Origin of the sequence: Arthrobacter sp. 4R501, from assembly GCF_002929755.1 — a bacterium.
GTDB lineage: Bacteria > Actinomycetota > Actinomycetes > Actinomycetales > Micrococcaceae > Arthrobacter.
Window position 1 is genome coordinate 67,119 of record NZ_PJIW01000011.1, and the last position, 17,693, is coordinate 84,811.

Sequence of the window (17,693 nt, forward strand, 5' to 3'; positions counted from 1 at the left end):
GGCTACATCAGCCCCTCAATCGTCCGGTCAATCCGCATCGCGACCTCCCGCACAAACGCCAAAGCTGCCTTGGCGTCCTGAGGGAACTCATCGCCGGCGTTGGCGTGCCGGGCGATCTGGTTCACGTTGTTCGACACCCTCGCCAACAACGTATGGATCGCCATCAGCTCAGCCATCGCCGCCTTCCGCTCCATCGGCGTCTCCGATCCTTCCGATAGAGCAGCGCTGATGAGCAGGTTCGGGACCGTGACCTTCTCCCTCGCGGCCCGGGCAACCAAGGCCGCTTCCTCCTCGGCAGTGACCCACAAGTCACGGCGCTTCTTGGACCCGGCAGGCCTGTTCTCCCGCCGCCGCTTGGAGATCCGGGAACGCGGCACACTCTCCTCAGACACGCACTCCCCCAATCCCCTCAAACGGCCCAGCGCAGCGACCCCGAAACCGGGGACCCACAAGCCAGTGTGCCAAACCCGACAACGTCAGCGGTGCAGGACACGCCATTTACACCCGTGTAAATGTATAGCTTGCTCCGCCGCTTTCGGTTTCCGACCCGCCGACCGAATGTCCCGGGTCAGGTCCTGCACGGGGGCTAGGGTAGCCATGTCTACACGGCCAAACCTTGGGGGTAACCATGCTGGAAGATGACAAGAACGAGGCGGTGCGCTTCGAAGCCGCCCACTACTTCGCGCCGGCCCATGACGGTCTGGGACGGATCTCAGCGGATTTCAAAATCGACCGCGAACCCGACGCAGGACGGTACCTCGTCCTCGAAGCGACAGAAATCCTCTGGGGTGACACCGACCAGGTCGCCGCCAGCATCGAATCTCTCGCCACCGGCTACCTCCGGCAGGCGACCGGGACGTCCGCCCGGATCCGCGACGACGGGTACAGCATCCACATCGAAACCGACATCCCACCGGCCACCGGGCACACCACCGAAACAGCTGTCAACACTCCGGCCGCAGAAACCCGAGAGCCACCGACTGCCGCGCAGTCAGAAACCCTCTTTCAACTCGAAATGGCCATCCACAGCCTCCTGCCCGCCCACGACCGGCACCAAACCGGAGCCCTGGCCCAGCTGATCGCCAACGACCTCCCCACCCAGGCACAGGTAGTCAACGCCTACTACCGGCCGACACTCCCCGAGGTCCTCGAGTACCACGAACGCCGCATGGAGGCCTACGCCGGACGCGGCGAGGAACCGGCCGTGCCCTCATCCCTGAAGACCACCCAACTCTCCTTCCCCCAACACCCCTCCACCGCACTCACCCACCGCCCGCGCTCCGTCGTCGCCACACAGACGGCCTACGCCTTCGACCCGGGCGAGCGGGTCTACCTCGAGCCCTGACCGACCCCACAGAAAGGCACCACAGAACCATGGCCATCGATATTGAACAGACCAAAGCACAGGCGCGCGCCCTCCTGGACTCACGCATCGAGTCCGTCACGAACCTGGTCACCACCAGGCAGCGGATCACCGACCTGCGCGAGCAGCTCGCCGACGCCGAACGCAACGATAAGCGCGCCTACGTCCGCGCCACCAAAGACGGCTGGAGCCCCGACGAGCTAAAGAAACTCGGGCTCGAGTCCGGCGCCGCAGCACGCCGCCGGAAACCGGCAACCACCCGCACCACGAACGAGGCTTCGCCGTCCTCTGAACGTGGGGCTTCCGGGGCTGAGTAGGGTTGCCCCTCGCCCACAGGGGCACGGCAAAAGCTAAACTCCTTCGGGCTTTTCCCGCACACCTGTGGACGACTGGACCCGTCTGCCCGGCTGCACACAAACGCCGGGGCACCACGGCCTGGAACCTCACCGCCGGGACCGGCGAATGTGCACAGCTTCCACCCACAGCGGTAACCAACGGGCCCCTTTCCCATGGACCAAGACGAGCGCTGCCGGACCACCCTGCGTTGTTGCTGGCTTTCTCTCAGCAGGGACAACATCATCCGATCATTTGGGGCGATGCTGGGCAGCGATGGAACTGTCACCGGACGGCTGCTTCACAGGCGCTCGGAGGGCTCCAGCCGCAACAAAGAGGGTTCACAAGAAGGTGAGCCCACCCCAGAAACACGGAAGGCCGGCACCCGTCGGGTGCCGGCCTTCATGCTTGTTGGGTGCTGGTCCGCCTAGCTGTCGCCGGGGGCATCGCCATCCGGTATCTGTCCAGCTGCGATGCGCTCTGCCGTCTTCGCGTAGGCAGCGTCAACGTAAGCCATGAGGTCATCTTCCCTCACGCGCCAGACGTTGCGTCCGGTGAACTGCGCCGCCGGAAGCTCACCGCTTTTAACCAGGACGTAGATCGACGGCATGCCCAGATTCAGGATCTCTTGGACCTGTTCAAGGGACAGCATTCGGGGGAACGCCACCGGCTCCGGGACCCTTGTCCGGTTCACTTCTTCGGTCCACTTTCCCATTACTTCATATCCTCATTTCGGTGCTGCATCTCATCCATCGTCCGGCGCCCTCGTCGCAGCTCTCCCGCTGCCACAGTAGGCCACGGCTTGCCGCGGTTGTACTTGCGCTGCAGGCGCTTCACCTCACGCATGCTGGCCCGGACAATGAAGTCCGACACGCTCGCGTCGCCCTCTTCGGACTTGCCGGCCTCCAGGAAAGCGGCACGCACCTGTCCCGCCTGCTCTTCCGTGTAATAGGGAGTGAACGCCGCAATCTTCTTTGGGTTCGCCATCAGGACGCCCTGGCCTTACTGCACAACACGCAGCACCGGTGGCCATCGGTGCAGGCTGTCCAGGTAACCCTTCCCCAGTGCCATGGAACCGTCCTCGTTGAAACGGACATCGGAGTGCTCGTGGCTGCCTCCGGCATGTGCGATCGCGGCCAGGACAAGGTTAAGGTTTTCCCTGTCCAACCCCGGTATGACATCGCGCAGGACGACCGGAACATCCTCTGCCAGCGACGCCGCCAGCAGCAGGAACCGGCGTTCCCCACCGGAGAGTACACCGACCTCTTCCGGTAGGGCTGCGAAATCGATCCATGCATTCACTTGTCCGGGCCCTTGGGGCTCGTTGCTTGTGTGGACCCATGGGTTACCGGGGGCAGCAAACTTTCCGCCAAAGCCTCGGATCAGCAGTTCGGTGGCCGCCTCGATCGTGTATACGCCTTTCGCCCAGGCGCGGAGGTCATCTGCGTGCGTCATGATCGTTTCCTTTGATTGAAGACATGGTGTCAGCGGCTGGAGGCGTCCGTGCTGCGCTGCTTCGCAATCGCCTCTGTGTGGACTTGCCAGAGCGGGTAGTTCAGTCCACCGCGTGGCAACGAAAAAAGGTACAACATGGACCCTGCAACGAAGACGGCCAGGCCCGCCCAGGCAACGCCTATCCACCCGTCGATGACAACACCGAGGATCCCCAGGACCACGGCCAGAGCATAGAGAGCCCTGACAGCCATGGCCCTGGGACGGTACCGTGCGTCCTCTGTTTTTTCACGCAAAGCCCATGCGCCGCTTTCCCGGTCACGGTCCCATTCGCGGACCTGCTGCCACGCACGGAGCCGGAACTGTGGATCTGCCAGAACGTTACGAACGGGGACCTGCTCGTCCGAGCCAAGAGCTCGCACAAAGGCGCGAAAGCACTCCTCTACCTCCTTCCGCGCGGCCCACCTGGCGGCGGACACGATCGGAGTGGGACGTGTCCGCGCACCAGGGCGCAGATACTTGGCCGTCACTTCGTCGTAGAGAAGCTGCGAGTCGGAATCCAACCTCTCCCGGAGGGATCCCCTGACCACATCTTTCCTGACCTCCCGGCTTGTCATGATGTTCATTCCTTCACGTTCAATGTGGTTACGGCAAGCGGTGTGGGCTGACTTGGAGCATTTGTTAGGGCATTGGCTGAGCGTAGCTGTTGGCCCGGACATCCTCAGTCGCCCGCCACCGGTCGTCCGCCGGGGTTGGCCCCTGTGGATTAAAACGGGGGTTCGGAGTCGGGTCCGTTGCCCCAGCCGCCGGCGGCGCTGGTGGTCTGTGGTGCGGCCCAAGAATCCCCTTCCGGGGCGGATTTCCCTGGACCGGCATTGCCTTGATTGCCGAAACCACCTGCACCTTGCCCACCCTGGGGGCTGGCCCTCTGGGTGCGGTTGACTTTGGCGTTTGCGTACCGGAGGGAGGGGCCGATCTCATCGACTTCGAGCTCGACCACGGTGCGCTTTTCCCCTTCCTTGGTTTCGTAGGAGCGGGACTTCAGCCGGCCGGTGACGATGACGCGCATCCCCTTGGTCAGGGACTCGGCCACGTTCTCTGCCGCTTCGCGCCACACGGCTGCGCGCAGGAAGAGTGTCTCGCCGTCCTTCCATTCGCTGGAGGCCCGGTCGAAGGTCCTGGGCGTAGAGGCGATGGTGAAGTTCGCGACGGCGGATCCCGACGGGGTGAACCGTAGCTCGGGGTCGTTGGTGAGGTTGCCGATAACGGTGATGGTGGTTTCTCCGGCCATGATGGTGGCTGCCTTCCGTGAGGTGTCGCGGTGGTTGTCGTGCTCTAGCTCGAAGAAGTCTGGCAAGGCTTCGTAGGGGTCCTCGAAGGGGACGTTGATAGTGCCCTCGGGGTTGGCTTGGAGGCCAAACCAACCAGCATCGATAATTTGCCGGGGGCTGAGCGTGAACCGCTCCCCCACCGACTCAGGCATGCTGCTTTGCTGCGCTGTGGCTCATGCCGGCTTGGACGAGCCTGTCCCGGCGCAGCCCGGACCAGTGGTCCTGGTCATCGGCGTTGTTAACGATGACGGGCGCCTGGGAGTAGCCGAGCTCTGCGGTGATGTACTCCAGTGCGGCGGGGACTTCGGTGATATCCACGCACGTGTAGGTGATGCCCTTGGAATCGAAGTATTCCTTCGTCCGGTCGCAGTTCGGACATTCGGGCTTGGTGTAGACCGTGTAAGCGGTGGGTGAGGAAGTCATTTTCAGTACCTGGTTCCGTATCAAGATGAGTTTCGTTCGCCTGCCTGACTCGCTCCTTTAATTCTAGCAGTTATTCAACTGAATAAATAGGCTTATGAGCCCTAGTTCTAGGGGATTTATGTTCTATTTTCTTGTTCGAGTACGCCGCTGCATCCGTGGTGAGGCCGTCAACTGATAGGCGTTTAGCCCCGCGCTCCTGGTCCTCGGAATAGAGCCGCTGTAGAAGCTGGCCGCAGCGGCAGACCACATTAGGCGCGCTGGTATTCACGCTCCCCCAGCCTGGTCCACGGAAGAAATGCTTTGCCTGGTAGTGCATTTCGGCGTGCTTGACGCACAAGGTGCATGGAAGAACGACGCAAATTCTCTGGGCCGTACCTGCGCAAACGCCGGGAGGCCGCACACACCCAGCGCACGAGAACAACCACCCTGAGGCGGAGGCTGAGGTTTTACCGGGTGTGCAGCGTGGTGATGGAACTGACGCGGATGCAACCGGTGATAGATATTGTGCAGACCCTAGCGGAGGTGGTTGCGTTGCTGCCGTTCTGATGAGGTGGGGCCGTGGCGCGGCCCCACCTCTGGACTATCTCTCGAAGCTGCTGTCTCGTGAGTGTCCGGGCCCGAGTCTGCTGGGCCCTTGCGGCGTCGGGTGTGTCTGTGTCGGGTGGGTGGTCCCGGGGGCTGCGGGGAAGCTTGCTGCCTGCAGTTTGCGGAGCCTCGCCAGGGCCGGATCAACTTCCTCATCCGATGTTGAAGGCTCTGCCGCTGGGGCTGGTGTGGGCGGGTCAATGGATGCTTTCAGTCTCTCGTTCAGTTCGGTGCAGTTCGTCCTGGCGTGGATGAGCTTGTCCTCGTATTTGAACGGTTTGCCGGCCTGGCTTTCGACGTCTGTGAGCACTGCCTGTTTTTCGGCGATGGTCTGCCGCAGTTGGGCCTCGTATTCGGGGAGCCCTGACACTTTGTTTTCCAGCCGGGTGATGATTCCGGCGCTCCCCTCCAGCAGTTCCGTGCGGGTGAAGACAAGGGGCGGTGCCGGCACTCCTTTGATGATGATGGCGAGGTCCTGGTAGGAGCCAAGGCGGGAGTCGTCGGCTGCGTTGCGCACCTGCAGCTCGTGGCCACCGAGAGTGGCCGCGGTGCCGTAGTCCTGTTGTTGGCGGTAGTAGTTTCCGTACTCGGGAGTGTGGGTACGGACCCATTCAGAGAGGCCGGCCACGGCCTCCGTCCGCTTGGTGTAGCTCTTCCCGTCGATGGCGGCCGCGAAGGCGTCCCCTGCTGTCGAGGTGATGCGCGGCAGCGCTGCCTGTACTGCGGGCAACTTGCTTTCGGCTTTGGCGACGCTGGTTTCGGCCGCGGCCCGGGTCCAGGCGAGGGTGCTCTGTCCCTTGTCATGGGCTCGTTTGAGGCGTTCCAATTTGGTACGTGCGGCGTCTGCCTCGATCTTTTCCATGACCAGCGGATTGCCGCTGGTTGCTGCCTTGATCTGGGCCGCGTTCAGGGCCAGGTCTCCGACGTCCTCGATCTCGCGAATATCGAGCCGGCCGCGGAGGACCTGCTGGATCATGGTGGCCTTGCGCTGGATCCCGTCCCATGCGGCGCTGTCGTAGCTGCCGACGGTGGCGTACTGGAAGTTGTGGACCTCGGCGTTGGCGTTGCCTTGCCGGATGATACGCCCGTCCCGCTGTGTCAGGTCCGCTGGCCGCCAGGGGCAGGTGACGTGATGGATGGCCTTGGCCCGGAGCTGGACGTTCGTGCCGGTGCCCATCATGGCCGTGGAGCCGATCAGCACGGCGACCTCACCGGAGCGGCACTGGGCGAACAGCTGGGCTTTCTGCTCGGGCTTGGGTGCGTCCTGGATGAACCGGATCTGCTCCGCCTGGATACCGCCGGCGACGAGCTGATCCTTGATCTGCTGGTACGCGGTCCACACCGGTTTGCCGTCCGATCCGGTGTTCTTCGAGGGCGTGCTGAGGTCGCAAAAGATGATCTGCAGCGCACCCTTGTGGGCCGAGGGGGTCCCGGATTCAAAGCTGGTTTCGTATTCGTTCTCCCGGTTCGCTTCCCAGACCTTCAGAGTCTTGGCGACAACCTGGTCCAGCTTCGTCCCCGATTCGGGTTCGATGCCGACCATACGCAGATCCAGGGCCGCTTTGCGGCCGTCGTTGTAGACACTGAGGGCGTTGTCCGCGCCCTTCTCAGCCCAGCCGGACAGGGAGTCCAGCCGGTCCGCCAAGCCCTTCATGTATTCGGCCAGTTCGGGCGGCTGCGGGATCAGCACCAGTTCCGGCTGCCGCTCCCTGTCGCCGGGCCGCGGGGCGAGGTCCGGCTTTTTGAGGTAGTTCAGGTCTTCGGAGAGCTTCACGTCAGCGAAGACGTGGAAGGACCGCAGCATCTCGGGGACGTTCTTGAACTTCGCGAAGCGCGGTTTGTTCTTCAGCCGACCTCCGGCGTCCATCTCGATGGCGGTGACGGTCTCACCGAACGTTGCTCCCCAAACATCGAAGTTCTCAACGCCCGCGGCCTGGAGCAGGTCCGGGCGCAGGTAGCGCTGCATGACGTGGGCTTCGGTGATGGAGTTCGCGATCGGCGTGCCGGTTGCCATGGTCACGACGCGTTCGCCGTGGACCTGGCGAAGGTATTCGAGCTTCAGGTGCATGTCGGTGGCCCGGATTGACCCAGCGATTTCGGCGCCCTTGATGTTGGTGACGGTGCGCAGGTTCTTGTAGTCGTGGGCTTCGTCCACGAAGAGGTAATCCACGCCGGTGTCCTCGAAGGTCAGTCCGGGATCCGGGGCGGTATCCATGAGCCGTTTCATTCGCTCTTCTTCGGCCTGGAGCTTGGTCTCCAGCTTCTTTACCGTGGTCCGGTCTTCGCCTTCGGCCTGGGCATTGACGATGGTCTGGCGGACGTCGGCGATGATCGATTCCTGGTAGGCCTCGATGGTTTCGGCTTTCACGCCGATGCTCTTGAAGGCCTGCTGGGTCATGATGATGCCGTCCCAGTCGTTCGCCGCGGCGCGGGCGACGAACTGCCGGCGCGCGGCCAGGTCCCCGCTGTTGGTCTTGATGTCATCACTGCCGGCCGAGAGCAGGCGGGCCTGCGGGTACAGTTCCAGCCATTCGCGGGTGAACTGCTCCAGCATGTGGTTCGGAACGACAACCATGGGCTTGGAGGCCATGCCCAGGCGCTTGAGCTCCATTGCACCCATCACCATTTCGGCGGTCTTGCCGGCCCCGACTTCATGGAATAGGCCCACAGCCGGTTCGGAGATGATGCGCGCAACGGCAGTGCGCTGGTGCGGGTGCGGGGTGAAGGTCTTCGCCAGCCCTGGCAGGCTCAGCCGGCCACCTTCCTTGGTGTAGTCGCGCAGGGCCAGGGAGTTGAAGCGGAGGTTGTATTCATCGATGAGGCGGCTGGCACGTTCGGGGTCTTCCCAGACCCACTCGGCGAAACGTTCCTGCAGGGCCTCGGCCTTTTCCTGGGCCGCTTCGGTTTCTTCGAGGTTGGCGACGGGTTTACCGTCCTCGTTCTTGTCCTCGACCTGAATGCTCTTTTGTTCCAGGATGCTTTGCAGCAGGTCCGGGGCGGGCCGGCGGCCCGTCCCCCACTCGTTCGTGGAACGGACTGTTCCTCGGTTGGCTTTGACCCGCCAGATGCCGCTGCCGACGCTGGTCACGCTCGCGTTGGGATCGGCCAGGATGTCCTGCACGAAGCGTTGGTGTTCTTCGGGGGAGATCCAGACCGCACCGATGCGTGCCTCGACGTCTTCCATGCCGACACGCGGCGGCTGGACGTCCTCCAGCGCGGTGACGTTAACGCTCAAGCTTTCGTTCTCGGCCGCCGCAACGCGTGCGGCGTCGAGCTTGGTCCGGACGTTCCCGGACAGGTATTCCGGTGCTGTGACGAGCTTGCCGGTTTCCGGGTCATCGAACACGAGCGTGCCCAGCTGATCGCGGGCCTCCTCTTCCGTGACACCCAGCAGGTCCGCTATCTGTTCCAGCTCGGGGGCGCCGTAGGTGTCCAGGGCGATGGCGAGGGCTTCGTCAACGGTGTCAGCGCCCATGAGCGGTTTGCGGGCCACTACCTGCCGGTGCTGAAGCAGAGCCGCGGGTGTCGCGGTCTGCGTCTCCTCGTTGAACCTCTCCAGGGCCGGCGGCAGAGTGCCGAAGGGGTCCGTCTGGCGCAGGATCCGCACGGCGGGTGCTGCACGGCGGGTGATGATACTCTCGCCCGTTTCTTTGTCCGTGCGGACAGATTCCGTGAAGCGGTTCAGCGGCCCGTATTTGGCGGCATATGCCGTGTACTGGTCAGCCAGGGCGGTTCGTTGAGCCGACATCGCCGGGGTGTCTTCACTGTCGGAAGCTTCCATCTCCAAAAGGGAGCGTGCTCCGTCGCGCATTCCCAGCAGGTCGCTGAGCTCCGCTGCATGTGCTTTGGGTACCGGGAACGGAACCCGTTCCCCTGCACGGGCAACGGTGAAGGTTCCGTCTTGTTGGACGGTGATGGTGCCATCCCATTGCTGCCCGGTGGCCTGCAGGAGTGCCGCCGGAGTTTTTCCCGGGGCCGGCTCGGCAGGGGCGTGGTTCAGTCCGCGGTCCAGTGCTTCCTGCACAACGGCGTCGAGCCGCTGGGCGAGCAACTGCGGGACGGCGGCCAGGTCGTCAGCTTTCACGCTGACGGTTTCCTCGCCGTACATGCCGTTCCCAACGGTGATCTGCCCGAGGACGTTTTGCGGGTTCAGATCAAAGTAGTTGTTGATCTTCACATTGCGGCCGTCGATGATGACGGGCCCAACAGTTTCCCAGTCAGTGTTGGCCGGTTCCCGGCCCGGCTCGCGCTTGCGCAGCAGCAGCAGGTCGGTGAGTGCCTCGGTGCCGGCGGCGCGACGGTGCGCACCGGTTGGCAGGCGCACCGCGCCCACCAGATCCGCGATGGCGCTCATTTCGCGCCGGGACGTGGGGTTCGTAGCGTCCATGGTGAAGCTGGAGGTCAGCACGGCGACGTATCCGCCGGGTTTCACCGCTGCCAGGCTCTTCAGGATGAAGTGGTTATGCATGGAATGCCGAGAGTCCGGGTTGTGGGTCTTGTCGTAGAGGGCGTTCTTGCTGAACGGGACGTTGCCGACGGCGAGGTCAAAGGAGTTGGCTTTGATCGGTGTATCCGCGAAGGACTCGCTGCGGATCATCGCGTCGGGATACAGGCCGCGGGAAATTGAGGCTGTCAGCGGATCAAGCTCTACGCCGGTCATCCGGGCGTCTTCCGGGGCGAACCCAATGAACGTTCCAGCGCCCGATCCAGGTTCCAATACCTCTCCCCCGGTGAATCCGAGCCGGTCGACGGCGGACCAGATTTCCCTTACCAGGGCGGCGTCGGTGTAATAGGCGTTCGTCGTGGTCCGCGACGCTGCGGCATACTCGCGCTCGCTCAGGACTTCCTGCAGCTGGGCGCGCTCGGTGGCCCATTCGGCCTTGTCGAACAGCTGAGGCACCGCTCCCCAGCTGGACCACCGCGCCAGGGAACGCTGCTCTACCTCGGTAGCCGGCCTCTGCTGATCCTGCAGCTCCCGGACGATGCGGATTGCTTCAACGTTTGCTGCGAAGCGGGCTTTCTGTCCCGATGGTGCAAGGTCGGCCTGCGATGCTGGGCGGAACCGTCCGGCAGGCGCAACCGTTGCCGGCTCCGGCTGAGGTTCTACCTCTAGTTCTCCTCGTCCTGCTGCCTGGAGGCCGGTTCCATCTCCTCCGGCTCCGCGGGAAGACTGTCGTAGATCATCTGCTGGTACACCATCTCGCGCGCCCGGAGCTTGGCCATGTTCGCCAGCCCGATGTACTCCAGCGGCGGTTCCGATCCCCTGGTTGGTGTCAGCTGTTCGCTGAGGTCCCAGATTGCCTGCTGTATCTCCTCCCCCAAGGTCGAAAAGTGTGTCTCGGGGTCCGCTATCTGCGCGAAGCTCTCCGGGTCGTGGTTCTTCATGGTTTCCATGGCGTGTCTGCCGTGCTCGTTCATTTACTACCTCTTCCGGTTCGGCCCACAAGGACTCCAGACTCAGCTGACCCTCAATGTGGTTTTTCGATTTCCTCGGTGCCATGTGCGCCGTCCCCCTCCGTTTGCCTCCACGCTAGCGAAGGCTCCAGAGGATTAACAGTCACACCGTTACTCGCGCGGTACCTGCAGACTCTTTCGTTGGCGAGCGAGCTCACGGACGACCGTGGCCTCGCTGACGTCGATGGTCTTGGCGATGTCTCGGATCGTCCGCTTTTCGCCGCGCATCCGGTGGGCCGTGGCTGCCTTGTCCGGTGTCATCTTCGTTGGCCGGCCGCCCACGCGTCCCCTGGCCTTGGCCGCAGCCAGGCCCGCCATGGTCCGCTCGCGCAGGCGGTTCCGTTCGTACTCGGCGATGGCCGAGAAGAAGTGGAACATCAGTACGCCCTGGGATGTCGTGGTGTCCAGCCACGTCTCGGTCAACGATCGAAGCCCTACATGGCGATCCGCCAGTGTCTTCACAATGCTGGCGAGGTCGGCAGTGTTTCGGCCCAGCCGCGACAAGTCGTTGACGATCAATACGTTTCCGGGCTGCAAATGGTCCAAACAGTCCTGCCATTGCGGACGTTCAGTCGTGGCACCTGACGCGTAGTCGGTCCAGATTCGGAAGCACCCTGCGGCGTTCAAAGCATCCAGCTGCAGATCCACGGACTGCTCCGTAGTGCTGACCCTGGCATACCCAAGCAATGTTTGCATCAGTTCACTCCACCCTTACTACTCCGTGAGGCTTCGGCCATGACCGCAAGTCTGTGAAGCTGTTCCAAACGGCTGATCTCGTCAGGCTGATCTGGCAGATGAAAGAGGCGTGCCTCCTCAGTCAGACTCTTGTTCACTGCCTTGTTGCGGCCAACTCTGTAAGTAGCTTGATAGCCGACAAATACGAAGGCCGCCGGAATCAGGATGGTAGCCGCCACAGAAACCGGATCTTCTGATGAACCTGTGATTGGGCTGATGCCGAACCACACACCTGAAACCAACGCCATGGCATAAAAGAAAACTGGCTGCCAGTGCGTCATCAGATATGGGGTGGCGGAGCTTACGTACAGCTGGGAATGGAAGTAGCCGGCTTCCATGAGGCGGCGCCGGAGCACCCTCCTTTGCTCCGCATCCTTTACGTCTGTCTCGTCAACGGGCAAATCAGCAAGGGCCTTGGCCAGGGCAAGGGAGTTGGCTGCCTGCGTGTAGGCACTCGCCTTCCGGTTCAGGAATCTGTAAGCACCAAAGGCAAATGAAACGAGGGCTACCACGGCGGCGGCCAGTTGACCGAGCAGTGCTACTTCGTTGCCCATCAAAAACGCTCCCCCGATAGGTTTTGACTACTCTCGAACGGTTAGTTTTCGTAGTCGAGTTATGCAACAGGCTAGCAGGGCACGCGGTCCATTTCGAGTAGGACAAAAATCCGGTTCGCTTACACGAGCAAAAAGGGTCGTTTTTGACACTCCTAAGCCGGTCAGCCGCCTCAATGATGTCCATCGAACTAGATTTGGAAGAAGCAGAGGTCCCGTGCCGGGCGCCTCGCGTCTCTGGAGATAGCAGGAGCAGTGTCAGGCCAAATCACAGAAGTCACTCGACGCCACATAATCGATGCGTTTCCTTTGCAGCGCATCAGCTGGGCAGGAAGGCTTTCCGAGCCTGAATTCTTGGCGCGCATTTACAACCTGAGTGAACTTCCGAGCAATGATGATCGCTTCGACAACGCCTACGAGGACATCCAGCAACACCGGATCCGGAACCCTTATGACTGGGACGACGACTACGTCTTCACGGACAGCCGATTCAACGTCCTGTGGGGAACCGACGAGAATTTCCTCCGATTCCTGGAGATGACAGTCCATCCTCTAGTCCGTAGCGCTGAGCAGGCTGCTCAGGTTCTAGACGTCTACAACGCGGCTCTTCGCGCCGATGGCTACCATCTGGTGCAGCAAGGGGATATCAGCGGCCAGCCTGTCTACAAGGCTCGGTCCGTCCAAGGCTCCTTCCACGGCGACATGCCACAGGCGATTGCGACGCAACCACTGCTGACGGATGACGGTGTGCTGCATGAGCATCTCCAGCGAATCAAGGACAGCCTGACACGAGATCCCGCCAGCGCGATCGCTTCGTCGAAGGAGCTTCTGGAAAGCCTGTTCAAATTGATCCTCAACCAGGAGAACGCCGAGTTTGCCCGCTCGGACGAACTGCCGGCGCTTTACAAGAAGGTCGGCGAAGCCCTGAACGTCAATGCCGAAAGCGTGCCAGCCAGCGCTCGGGCGAGCCAAACTATTCAAAAGTTGCTGCGCACCCTGGCGACTACGGTGCAGTCCATTGCTGAGTTACGGAACGAGATCGGCACAGGTCATGGACGCACCGTTCCGAGTATCGCAACGGAGGTGCATGCAAGACTGGCCCTGAACGGCACGGTGGCAGTAGCAGAGTTTCTGCTGGGCACCCTGCATCAACGACGCACGAACAACGTGAGCTAGACAGCACGGCGGCAGCGTCGGGCAGTCCACAAACGCGTGTAAATTGCCCTGACACCGCAGGGACCGACTGCCGGCGCATGGCTGCTGTTCGTTGTCGTGGTTAATACTTGTGCCGCTGCTTACCAAAAGAGACGAGAACAATGACAGAGTCCTCAGACGCATTCGGAGGTCGTTCCCGAGAAGAGTATGAACATCGACTGCTGGCAAAGCTGCAGCCGTCGACCATTCGTTCGACACTGTCGTTTGCAGGGCTCTACCAAATGACTCACGAGATGCTGAAGCACGCCATTCTGGAGAAGGTGCGCAACTTCTACTGCATAGGCTTCGACAAGGACGGGTTCACTTTCGACGAGAGAGGATATCAGTTGCACGTCATCGACGCGGCACGCGCTGAAGCGTGGATTAAGAACAACAACCAAAAGTTCGATGCATCCGCGGCTTGGCTGGTCCGCATGGAAGCCATCACGGTAGAGCAAGCAAAACGTCTCCAGGACATTTATGACCACCGTCATGAACTGACTCATGATCTGATGAGCTTCATCGTTGACCCCGATCGAAACCTCGACACACAGATGTTTGTCGACGCCGTCAAGATCCTCCGTGACGTCCACCGGTTCTGGGTAGGCGTTGAGAGGGATATCGGGATGTTCGAGCACCTAGGCGATGTCTCGCTGGACGACATCACCCCTGCGTCCCTGGCGCTGCTCCAGCAGTGCATCAACGCCTACATCGAGGATCCCCAGAACCAGGAGGCATAATGTGCGGCCTTCAACTTTTGCGGGCGTTCTCGGCCCCGGCCGCACCCTGGCACCCGTCGCACGTCACCGAACGGGTCAGTGTCGGGACATGCGCCCTCGATTCTCAGAATGAATCCCGGCCTCAGCTACCTGGAGAAGCTGCTCGGGGCCGAGAACGGGCGCGTATAGGCGCCCGGACCCCTGCTGCCCCTCCGAAAAATCCCCGCAGCCGGTACTGTCCTGCCCTATGGGAGAGCCCGGGACTACACCAGCTTTCGTCGGACCTATGCTTGACAGGTGACCGATCTGAAAACGATGTACATAGTCGTTGGAGACAACAAAAACCAGCGCTACTCCTACGTATGGAGGATCTGGTGGCATGGATCATCTTTTTACATCAAGGCCCGAGATGAAGCCCTTGCCCACTTCAAAGTGAGCTTTCATGGCGCCGACGCTTTTCATCCCAAACCGGGCTACATCGTCGGAAGAGACCAGTCGGCGTTAGGCGCGGCAAAAAGCAGGACGGTTGAGAGCGGACGGTTCCTTGGGTCCCGGTTTCCCGGACGAGAAGTTAGCGACGGTGCGCTACACGTTGCCACGTTTCGGTTCGGAGCAGAGCTCTTCGCCGACGGCGTCAATGCAACCCCGCTGCCGGATGATGTGAAACTACATCCATCCATCGCTGCCCGCATAGCGGTAACACCGGCCGCAGGGGAAGTCACGGACGTTCACCTGTACTGGGCCAAGGGCAGGCCCTACGTTCAGCACGAAGAAAAAGCTCGAAAAGCCGATGCGATATTAGGGCCCCTTCGGAACGACCAGAATGAATACCTAACTGGGCTGGTGAATAAATGCTCCCTCGCGAAGAATCTTTCACCAGACGGCCTAATGGGACCGCCCCCTTCTGATGAAAAGGACCGGGTCCGGGGGTTCGGAGGCATCATCGATCCCGACGGCGGCTTCCTGTGGATTGCCGAGCAATGGCTTTCCCGGAAACACTTGGAAGCCAGCGGACCGTAAGCTTTGGTCATGACTACTCCAGTACCTACTCTCTCGGCCGTCTCGGTATTTGAAGGAAACGGCTCCGTCCTCGTGAAGTACGAGCTCAGCGGCCCAATTCCTCAGGACGATACGTTCCTTGTAGGCATCCACGGTGCAAGTAGGAACGGCGAAGTCATACGCCAATTCGGCGTCAAGTTTCTCAACGGCGAAAGCATTGCTTACTTCGTTTTTGATCACAACGCTTCAAAGCAGGAGAACTTCGACTATATCCAGGCGACGGATGATGCCCGCCAGATCCTCACTCCCTACCCAGCCGGCCCTTTTGCAGCCCTGGGAGACGACCCGAAGTTGCGTGGATACCTGAACTATGCCGGCGCGGACCGCCAGTCCGATGTGGAAGTACAAGTCATCAACTAACAAGCGGGGTGCCGGGGGGAAAGGCCAGCCGGCCCTTCCCTGCTCCGTCCATTAAAACAAGACCAACTCCATCGAGACAGAGCTCTGGCGCCGTGCCACAAGGGTTGAACGCAGATATGTATAAGAATGGCCGGACCAGGTCCAAGAGTTCCTGCGCCACCGCATCAACTCCTTTGCGGCCGTCTATATATTTCTTCGGGGCGAGCAGCGGAGTGCGAGGAGTGTCGTCCACGGCGCAGACATGTGGCGACTAGATGTTTCGGAGCAACTCTGCCTCAGAGCGAATCCGGCCGATGCATTCAAGCGCTGTTAGCTCGTCGGAATGAACGGTCTCCGTCCAGCCATTTGTCCGGATCATGTCCTCAGGGCCGAGCCACATCGGCAAGCCAAGACCCACACGCCACCAGTGCTTGATGGCTCCCTCGACAGCGAGAGCATGGCCGCCATCATCGAATAATTGGGTGTGAAGTACTGTCCACCCATCCGCCTTGAATTGAGCCAGACGTTGAGTCCCGACGTTGGTGATTCCGACCTTGAAGGATCGGAGCGTTCTGTGTTCCAAGAAGTAGACGTAGCCGGGCTTGCTTGGTTTGAAGCCGCCACCTTCGGAGCAGGATGGACAGCCCTGGCCATGAGATCGGTTGCTAACGGTGGACTTCCACTCGTGGCTCTGCTCGCACAGCCACCACCGCATGCTGTTCGAGTACTGGTTGACGTCCGAAGGGGAAACATCGCCATTCTTGGTGGGGTGCCAGGAATCGGCAACGCGCGGCTGCAGGCTCGCGAGATCGTTGTATCCAGAGAGAGTCCGTCTATTCGCACACACGGGGCAGCCGACGCCTTGCCCCGTGCGACTTGAAATGACAGCTTCCCATTCATGTCCGCAGTCCGCCAGCCACCAGGCTTTCTTGCCGTTGCTAACTGTAACCTCGCTTGGGCGAGATAGGCCGTTCTTTGTTGGGTGCCACCCAGCCGCAATGTCGGGGCGAACCGTCGCAAGGTCGTTATAACCAACTAGGATGCGCTGGCCGGCGCAGGTCGGACAGCCGGTTCCCATCGAAGCGCGCGAGTTTCCAGTCGTCTCCCACTCGTGGCCCTGGAGGCACTGCCACCAAATCTTCTTACCTGTCCCGGCTACGACAGTGGAAGGAATGAACGGGGCATTTTTGAAAGGGTGAAATTCAGCGGCAAGCTTTGGGTGTGTGGTTGTCATGTCGTTGTGGCCTGGTACCAGCCCTTGCGATAAGCGATCCGAGTCCACGACGCGCTTGCGTACCGGCTTTCCCTCGGCTCGTCGGCGACGCTTCTCGGCTGCGAACTCCTCGCCTCGCGGAACCCTGCAGACGGGGCAGCCGTTCCCGTATGCCCGATTCCTGATAGTGGCGAACCACTCGTGACCGTCGGGGCATAGCCACCAGGCCTTGGAACCAGACTTCGGGGGGACCTCGGAGGACGTGACGTCGTTGCGCGTTGGGTGCCATTCCGCCGCGAGGTCGGGAAGTTTCGTAGCCAGATCATTGAAACCCGGTAAGAGTTTCACTCCCGCGCAAAAGGGACAGCCGCTGCCGTTGGCGCGACCGCTGATGTTCGTCTCCCATTCGTGTCCAAGGGAATCGAACCACCAGGCCTTCTTACCGGAGCTTCGAGACACGGCGCTGGGGAGGACATCGCCGTTCTTGATCGGATGCCATTCCGCCGCGAGGTCAGGTCTCAGCGTGGCTAGATCGTTGAAGCCCGTAAGGACACGGCTCCCGGCGCAGAACGGGCACCCTTGGCCTCGCAGCCGGTTGTACGCCGATGACTCCCACTCGTGGCCGCAAAGTCCGACCCACCAGACCTTCTTCGGAGACCCTGCGCTGAGCGTAGCAAGGTCTATCCCGGCATTCCGTTCCACAACAAACTGTGCAGCCAGTTCAGGGGCGACCATGGCGAGCAGGCGGCTTCCTCGCGGCGCCTTTGGTGATGTCATTCCCTTAGGGTACGTATCGCTACCGACACCTCCGGGTCCGGATCAGGTCTCATGACGAAGTGTTGTTTTTCGATCTCGACTGCAGGGAATGTTCGAGCCATTGCACCACCTTCCGTAAGCGCAGGGGCCCTGCACGAAGATTTACCTTCCAAATTGATGACGCCC

18 protein-coding genes are annotated in these 17,693 nt (G+C 61.4%); 6 read left to right on the top strand and 12 right to left on the bottom strand.

Translation table 11 applies throughout. The features are described from left to right. Positions 1-2: 2 nt before the first annotated feature. Positions 3-392 carry a MobC family plasmid mobilization relaxosome protein gene (locus tag CXR02_RS12500; protein WP_258060938.1) on the bottom strand — a complete coding sequence of 130 codons (390 nt, stop codon included), beginning with the start codon at positions 390-392 and terminating at the stop codon, positions 3-5. Positions 393-628: 236 nt separating this feature from the next. On the opposite strand from CXR02_RS12500, the gene CXR02_RS12505 reads away from it, so the two are divergent. Together CXR02_RS12505 and CXR02_RS12510 are read left to right on the top strand one after the other, a co-directional pair. After that, complete coding sequence (locus tag CXR02_RS12505; RefSeq protein WP_104062295.1) at positions 629-1,345, top strand: hypothetical protein; 717 nt, start codon at positions 629-631, stop codon at positions 1,343-1,345. A 29-nt stretch (positions 1,346-1,374) separates the two neighbouring features. Then, positions 1,375-1,680: a hypothetical protein gene (locus CXR02_RS12510; RefSeq protein ID WP_104062296.1), complete on the top strand. Its 306-nt coding sequence runs from the start codon at positions 1,375-1,377 to the stop codon at positions 1,678-1,680. Positions 1,681-2,123: 443 nt separating this feature from the next. Here the strand turns inward: CXR02_RS12510 and CXR02_RS12515 are convergent, their stop codons facing one another. The 10 genes from CXR02_RS12515 to CXR02_RS12560 all read right to left on the bottom strand — a co-directional run bounded on the left by CXR02_RS12515 (position 2,124) and on the right by CXR02_RS12560 (position 12,230). Next, a complete protein-coding gene (locus CXR02_RS12515; RefSeq protein ID WP_104062297.1) occupies positions 2,124-2,411 on the bottom strand; it encodes a helix-turn-helix domain-containing protein in 288 nt (95 codons plus the stop codon). Then, positions 2,411-2,683, bottom strand: a complete 273-nt coding sequence (locus CXR02_RS12520) for a hypothetical protein (protein ID WP_104062298.1) — start codon at positions 2,681-2,683, stop codon at positions 2,411-2,413. Before CXR02_RS12520 ends, CXR02_RS12515 begins: the two co-directional genes overlap by 1 nt. Positions 2,684-2,698: 15 nt before the next feature. Further along, complete coding sequence (locus CXR02_RS12525; RefSeq protein ID WP_104062299.1) at positions 2,699-3,151, bottom strand: hypothetical protein; 453 nt, start codon at positions 3,149-3,151, stop codon at positions 2,699-2,701. A 29-nt stretch (positions 3,152-3,180) separates the two neighbouring features. Further along, positions 3,181-3,765 carry a hypothetical protein gene (locus CXR02_RS12530; RefSeq protein WP_146072528.1) on the bottom strand — a complete coding sequence of 195 codons (585 nt, stop codon included), beginning with the start codon at positions 3,763-3,765 and terminating at the stop codon, positions 3,181-3,183. Between the two features lie 149 nt (positions 3,766-3,914). After that, positions 3,915-4,439 (bottom strand): single-stranded DNA-binding protein, encoded by a 525-nt coding sequence (locus CXR02_RS12535; protein WP_104062389.1) that lies wholly within the window; start codon positions 4,437-4,439, stop codon positions 3,915-3,917. A 184-nt stretch (positions 4,440-4,623) separates the two neighbouring features. Continuing rightward, a complete protein-coding gene (locus CXR02_RS12540; RefSeq protein WP_104062301.1) occupies positions 4,624-4,902 on the bottom strand; it encodes a glutaredoxin family protein in 279 nt (92 codons plus the stop codon). A 580-nt stretch (positions 4,903-5,482) separates the two neighbouring features. Further along, positions 5,483-10,387 carry a DEAD/DEAH box helicase family protein gene (locus tag CXR02_RS12550; protein ID WP_258060940.1) on the bottom strand — a complete coding sequence of 1,635 codons (4,905 nt, stop codon included), beginning with the start codon at positions 10,385-10,387 and terminating at the stop codon, positions 5,483-5,485. 209 nt (positions 10,388-10,596) lie between these two features. Next, a complete protein-coding gene (locus tag CXR02_RS22945; RefSeq protein WP_258060941.1) occupies positions 10,597-10,905 on the bottom strand; it encodes a TnpV protein in 309 nt (102 codons plus the stop codon). 147 nt (positions 10,906-11,052) lie between these two features. Then, positions 11,053-11,637 carry a recombinase family protein gene (locus tag CXR02_RS12555; protein WP_104062303.1) on the bottom strand — a complete coding sequence of 195 codons (585 nt, stop codon included), beginning with the start codon at positions 11,635-11,637 and terminating at the stop codon, positions 11,053-11,055. After that, positions 11,637-12,230: a hypothetical protein gene (locus CXR02_RS12560; RefSeq protein WP_104062304.1), complete on the bottom strand. Its 594-nt coding sequence runs from the start codon at positions 12,228-12,230 to the stop codon at positions 11,637-11,639. Before CXR02_RS12560 ends, CXR02_RS12555 begins: the two co-directional genes overlap by 1 nt. A 252-nt stretch (positions 12,231-12,482) precedes the next feature. Between CXR02_RS12560 and CXR02_RS12565 the strand changes: the two genes are divergently transcribed. The 4 genes from CXR02_RS12565 (at position 12,483) to CXR02_RS12575 (ending at position 15,559) form a co-directional block, all read left to right on the top strand. Continuing rightward, positions 12,483-13,403 carry an abortive infection family protein gene (locus CXR02_RS12565; RefSeq protein WP_104062305.1) on the top strand — a complete coding sequence of 307 codons (921 nt, stop codon included), beginning with the start codon at positions 12,483-12,485 and terminating at the stop codon, positions 13,401-13,403. 260 nt (positions 13,404-13,663) lie between these two features. Next, positions 13,664-14,161: a hypothetical protein gene (locus tag CXR02_RS12570; RefSeq protein WP_104062306.1), complete on the top strand. Its 498-nt coding sequence runs from the start codon at positions 13,664-13,666 to the stop codon at positions 14,159-14,161. A gap of 276 nt (positions 14,162-14,437) precedes the next feature. Further along, positions 14,438-15,160: a hypothetical protein gene (locus CXR02_RS22150; protein WP_146072530.1), complete on the top strand. Its 723-nt coding sequence runs from the start codon at positions 14,438-14,440 to the stop codon at positions 15,158-15,160. A gap of 9 nt (positions 15,161-15,169) precedes the next feature. Then, entirely contained in the window at positions 15,170-15,559 is a 390-nt protein-coding gene (locus CXR02_RS12575; RefSeq protein WP_146072531.1) for a hypothetical protein, read from the top strand. A gap of 250 nt (positions 15,560-15,809) precedes the next feature. Here CXR02_RS12575 and CXR02_RS12585 read toward each other — a convergent pair whose 3' ends face one another. Then, a complete protein-coding gene (locus CXR02_RS12585) occupies positions 15,810-17,528 on the bottom strand; it encodes a zinc-ribbon domain-containing protein (protein ID WP_104062308.1) in 1,719 nt (572 codons plus the stop codon). Positions 17,529-17,693: the final 165 nt, after the last annotated feature.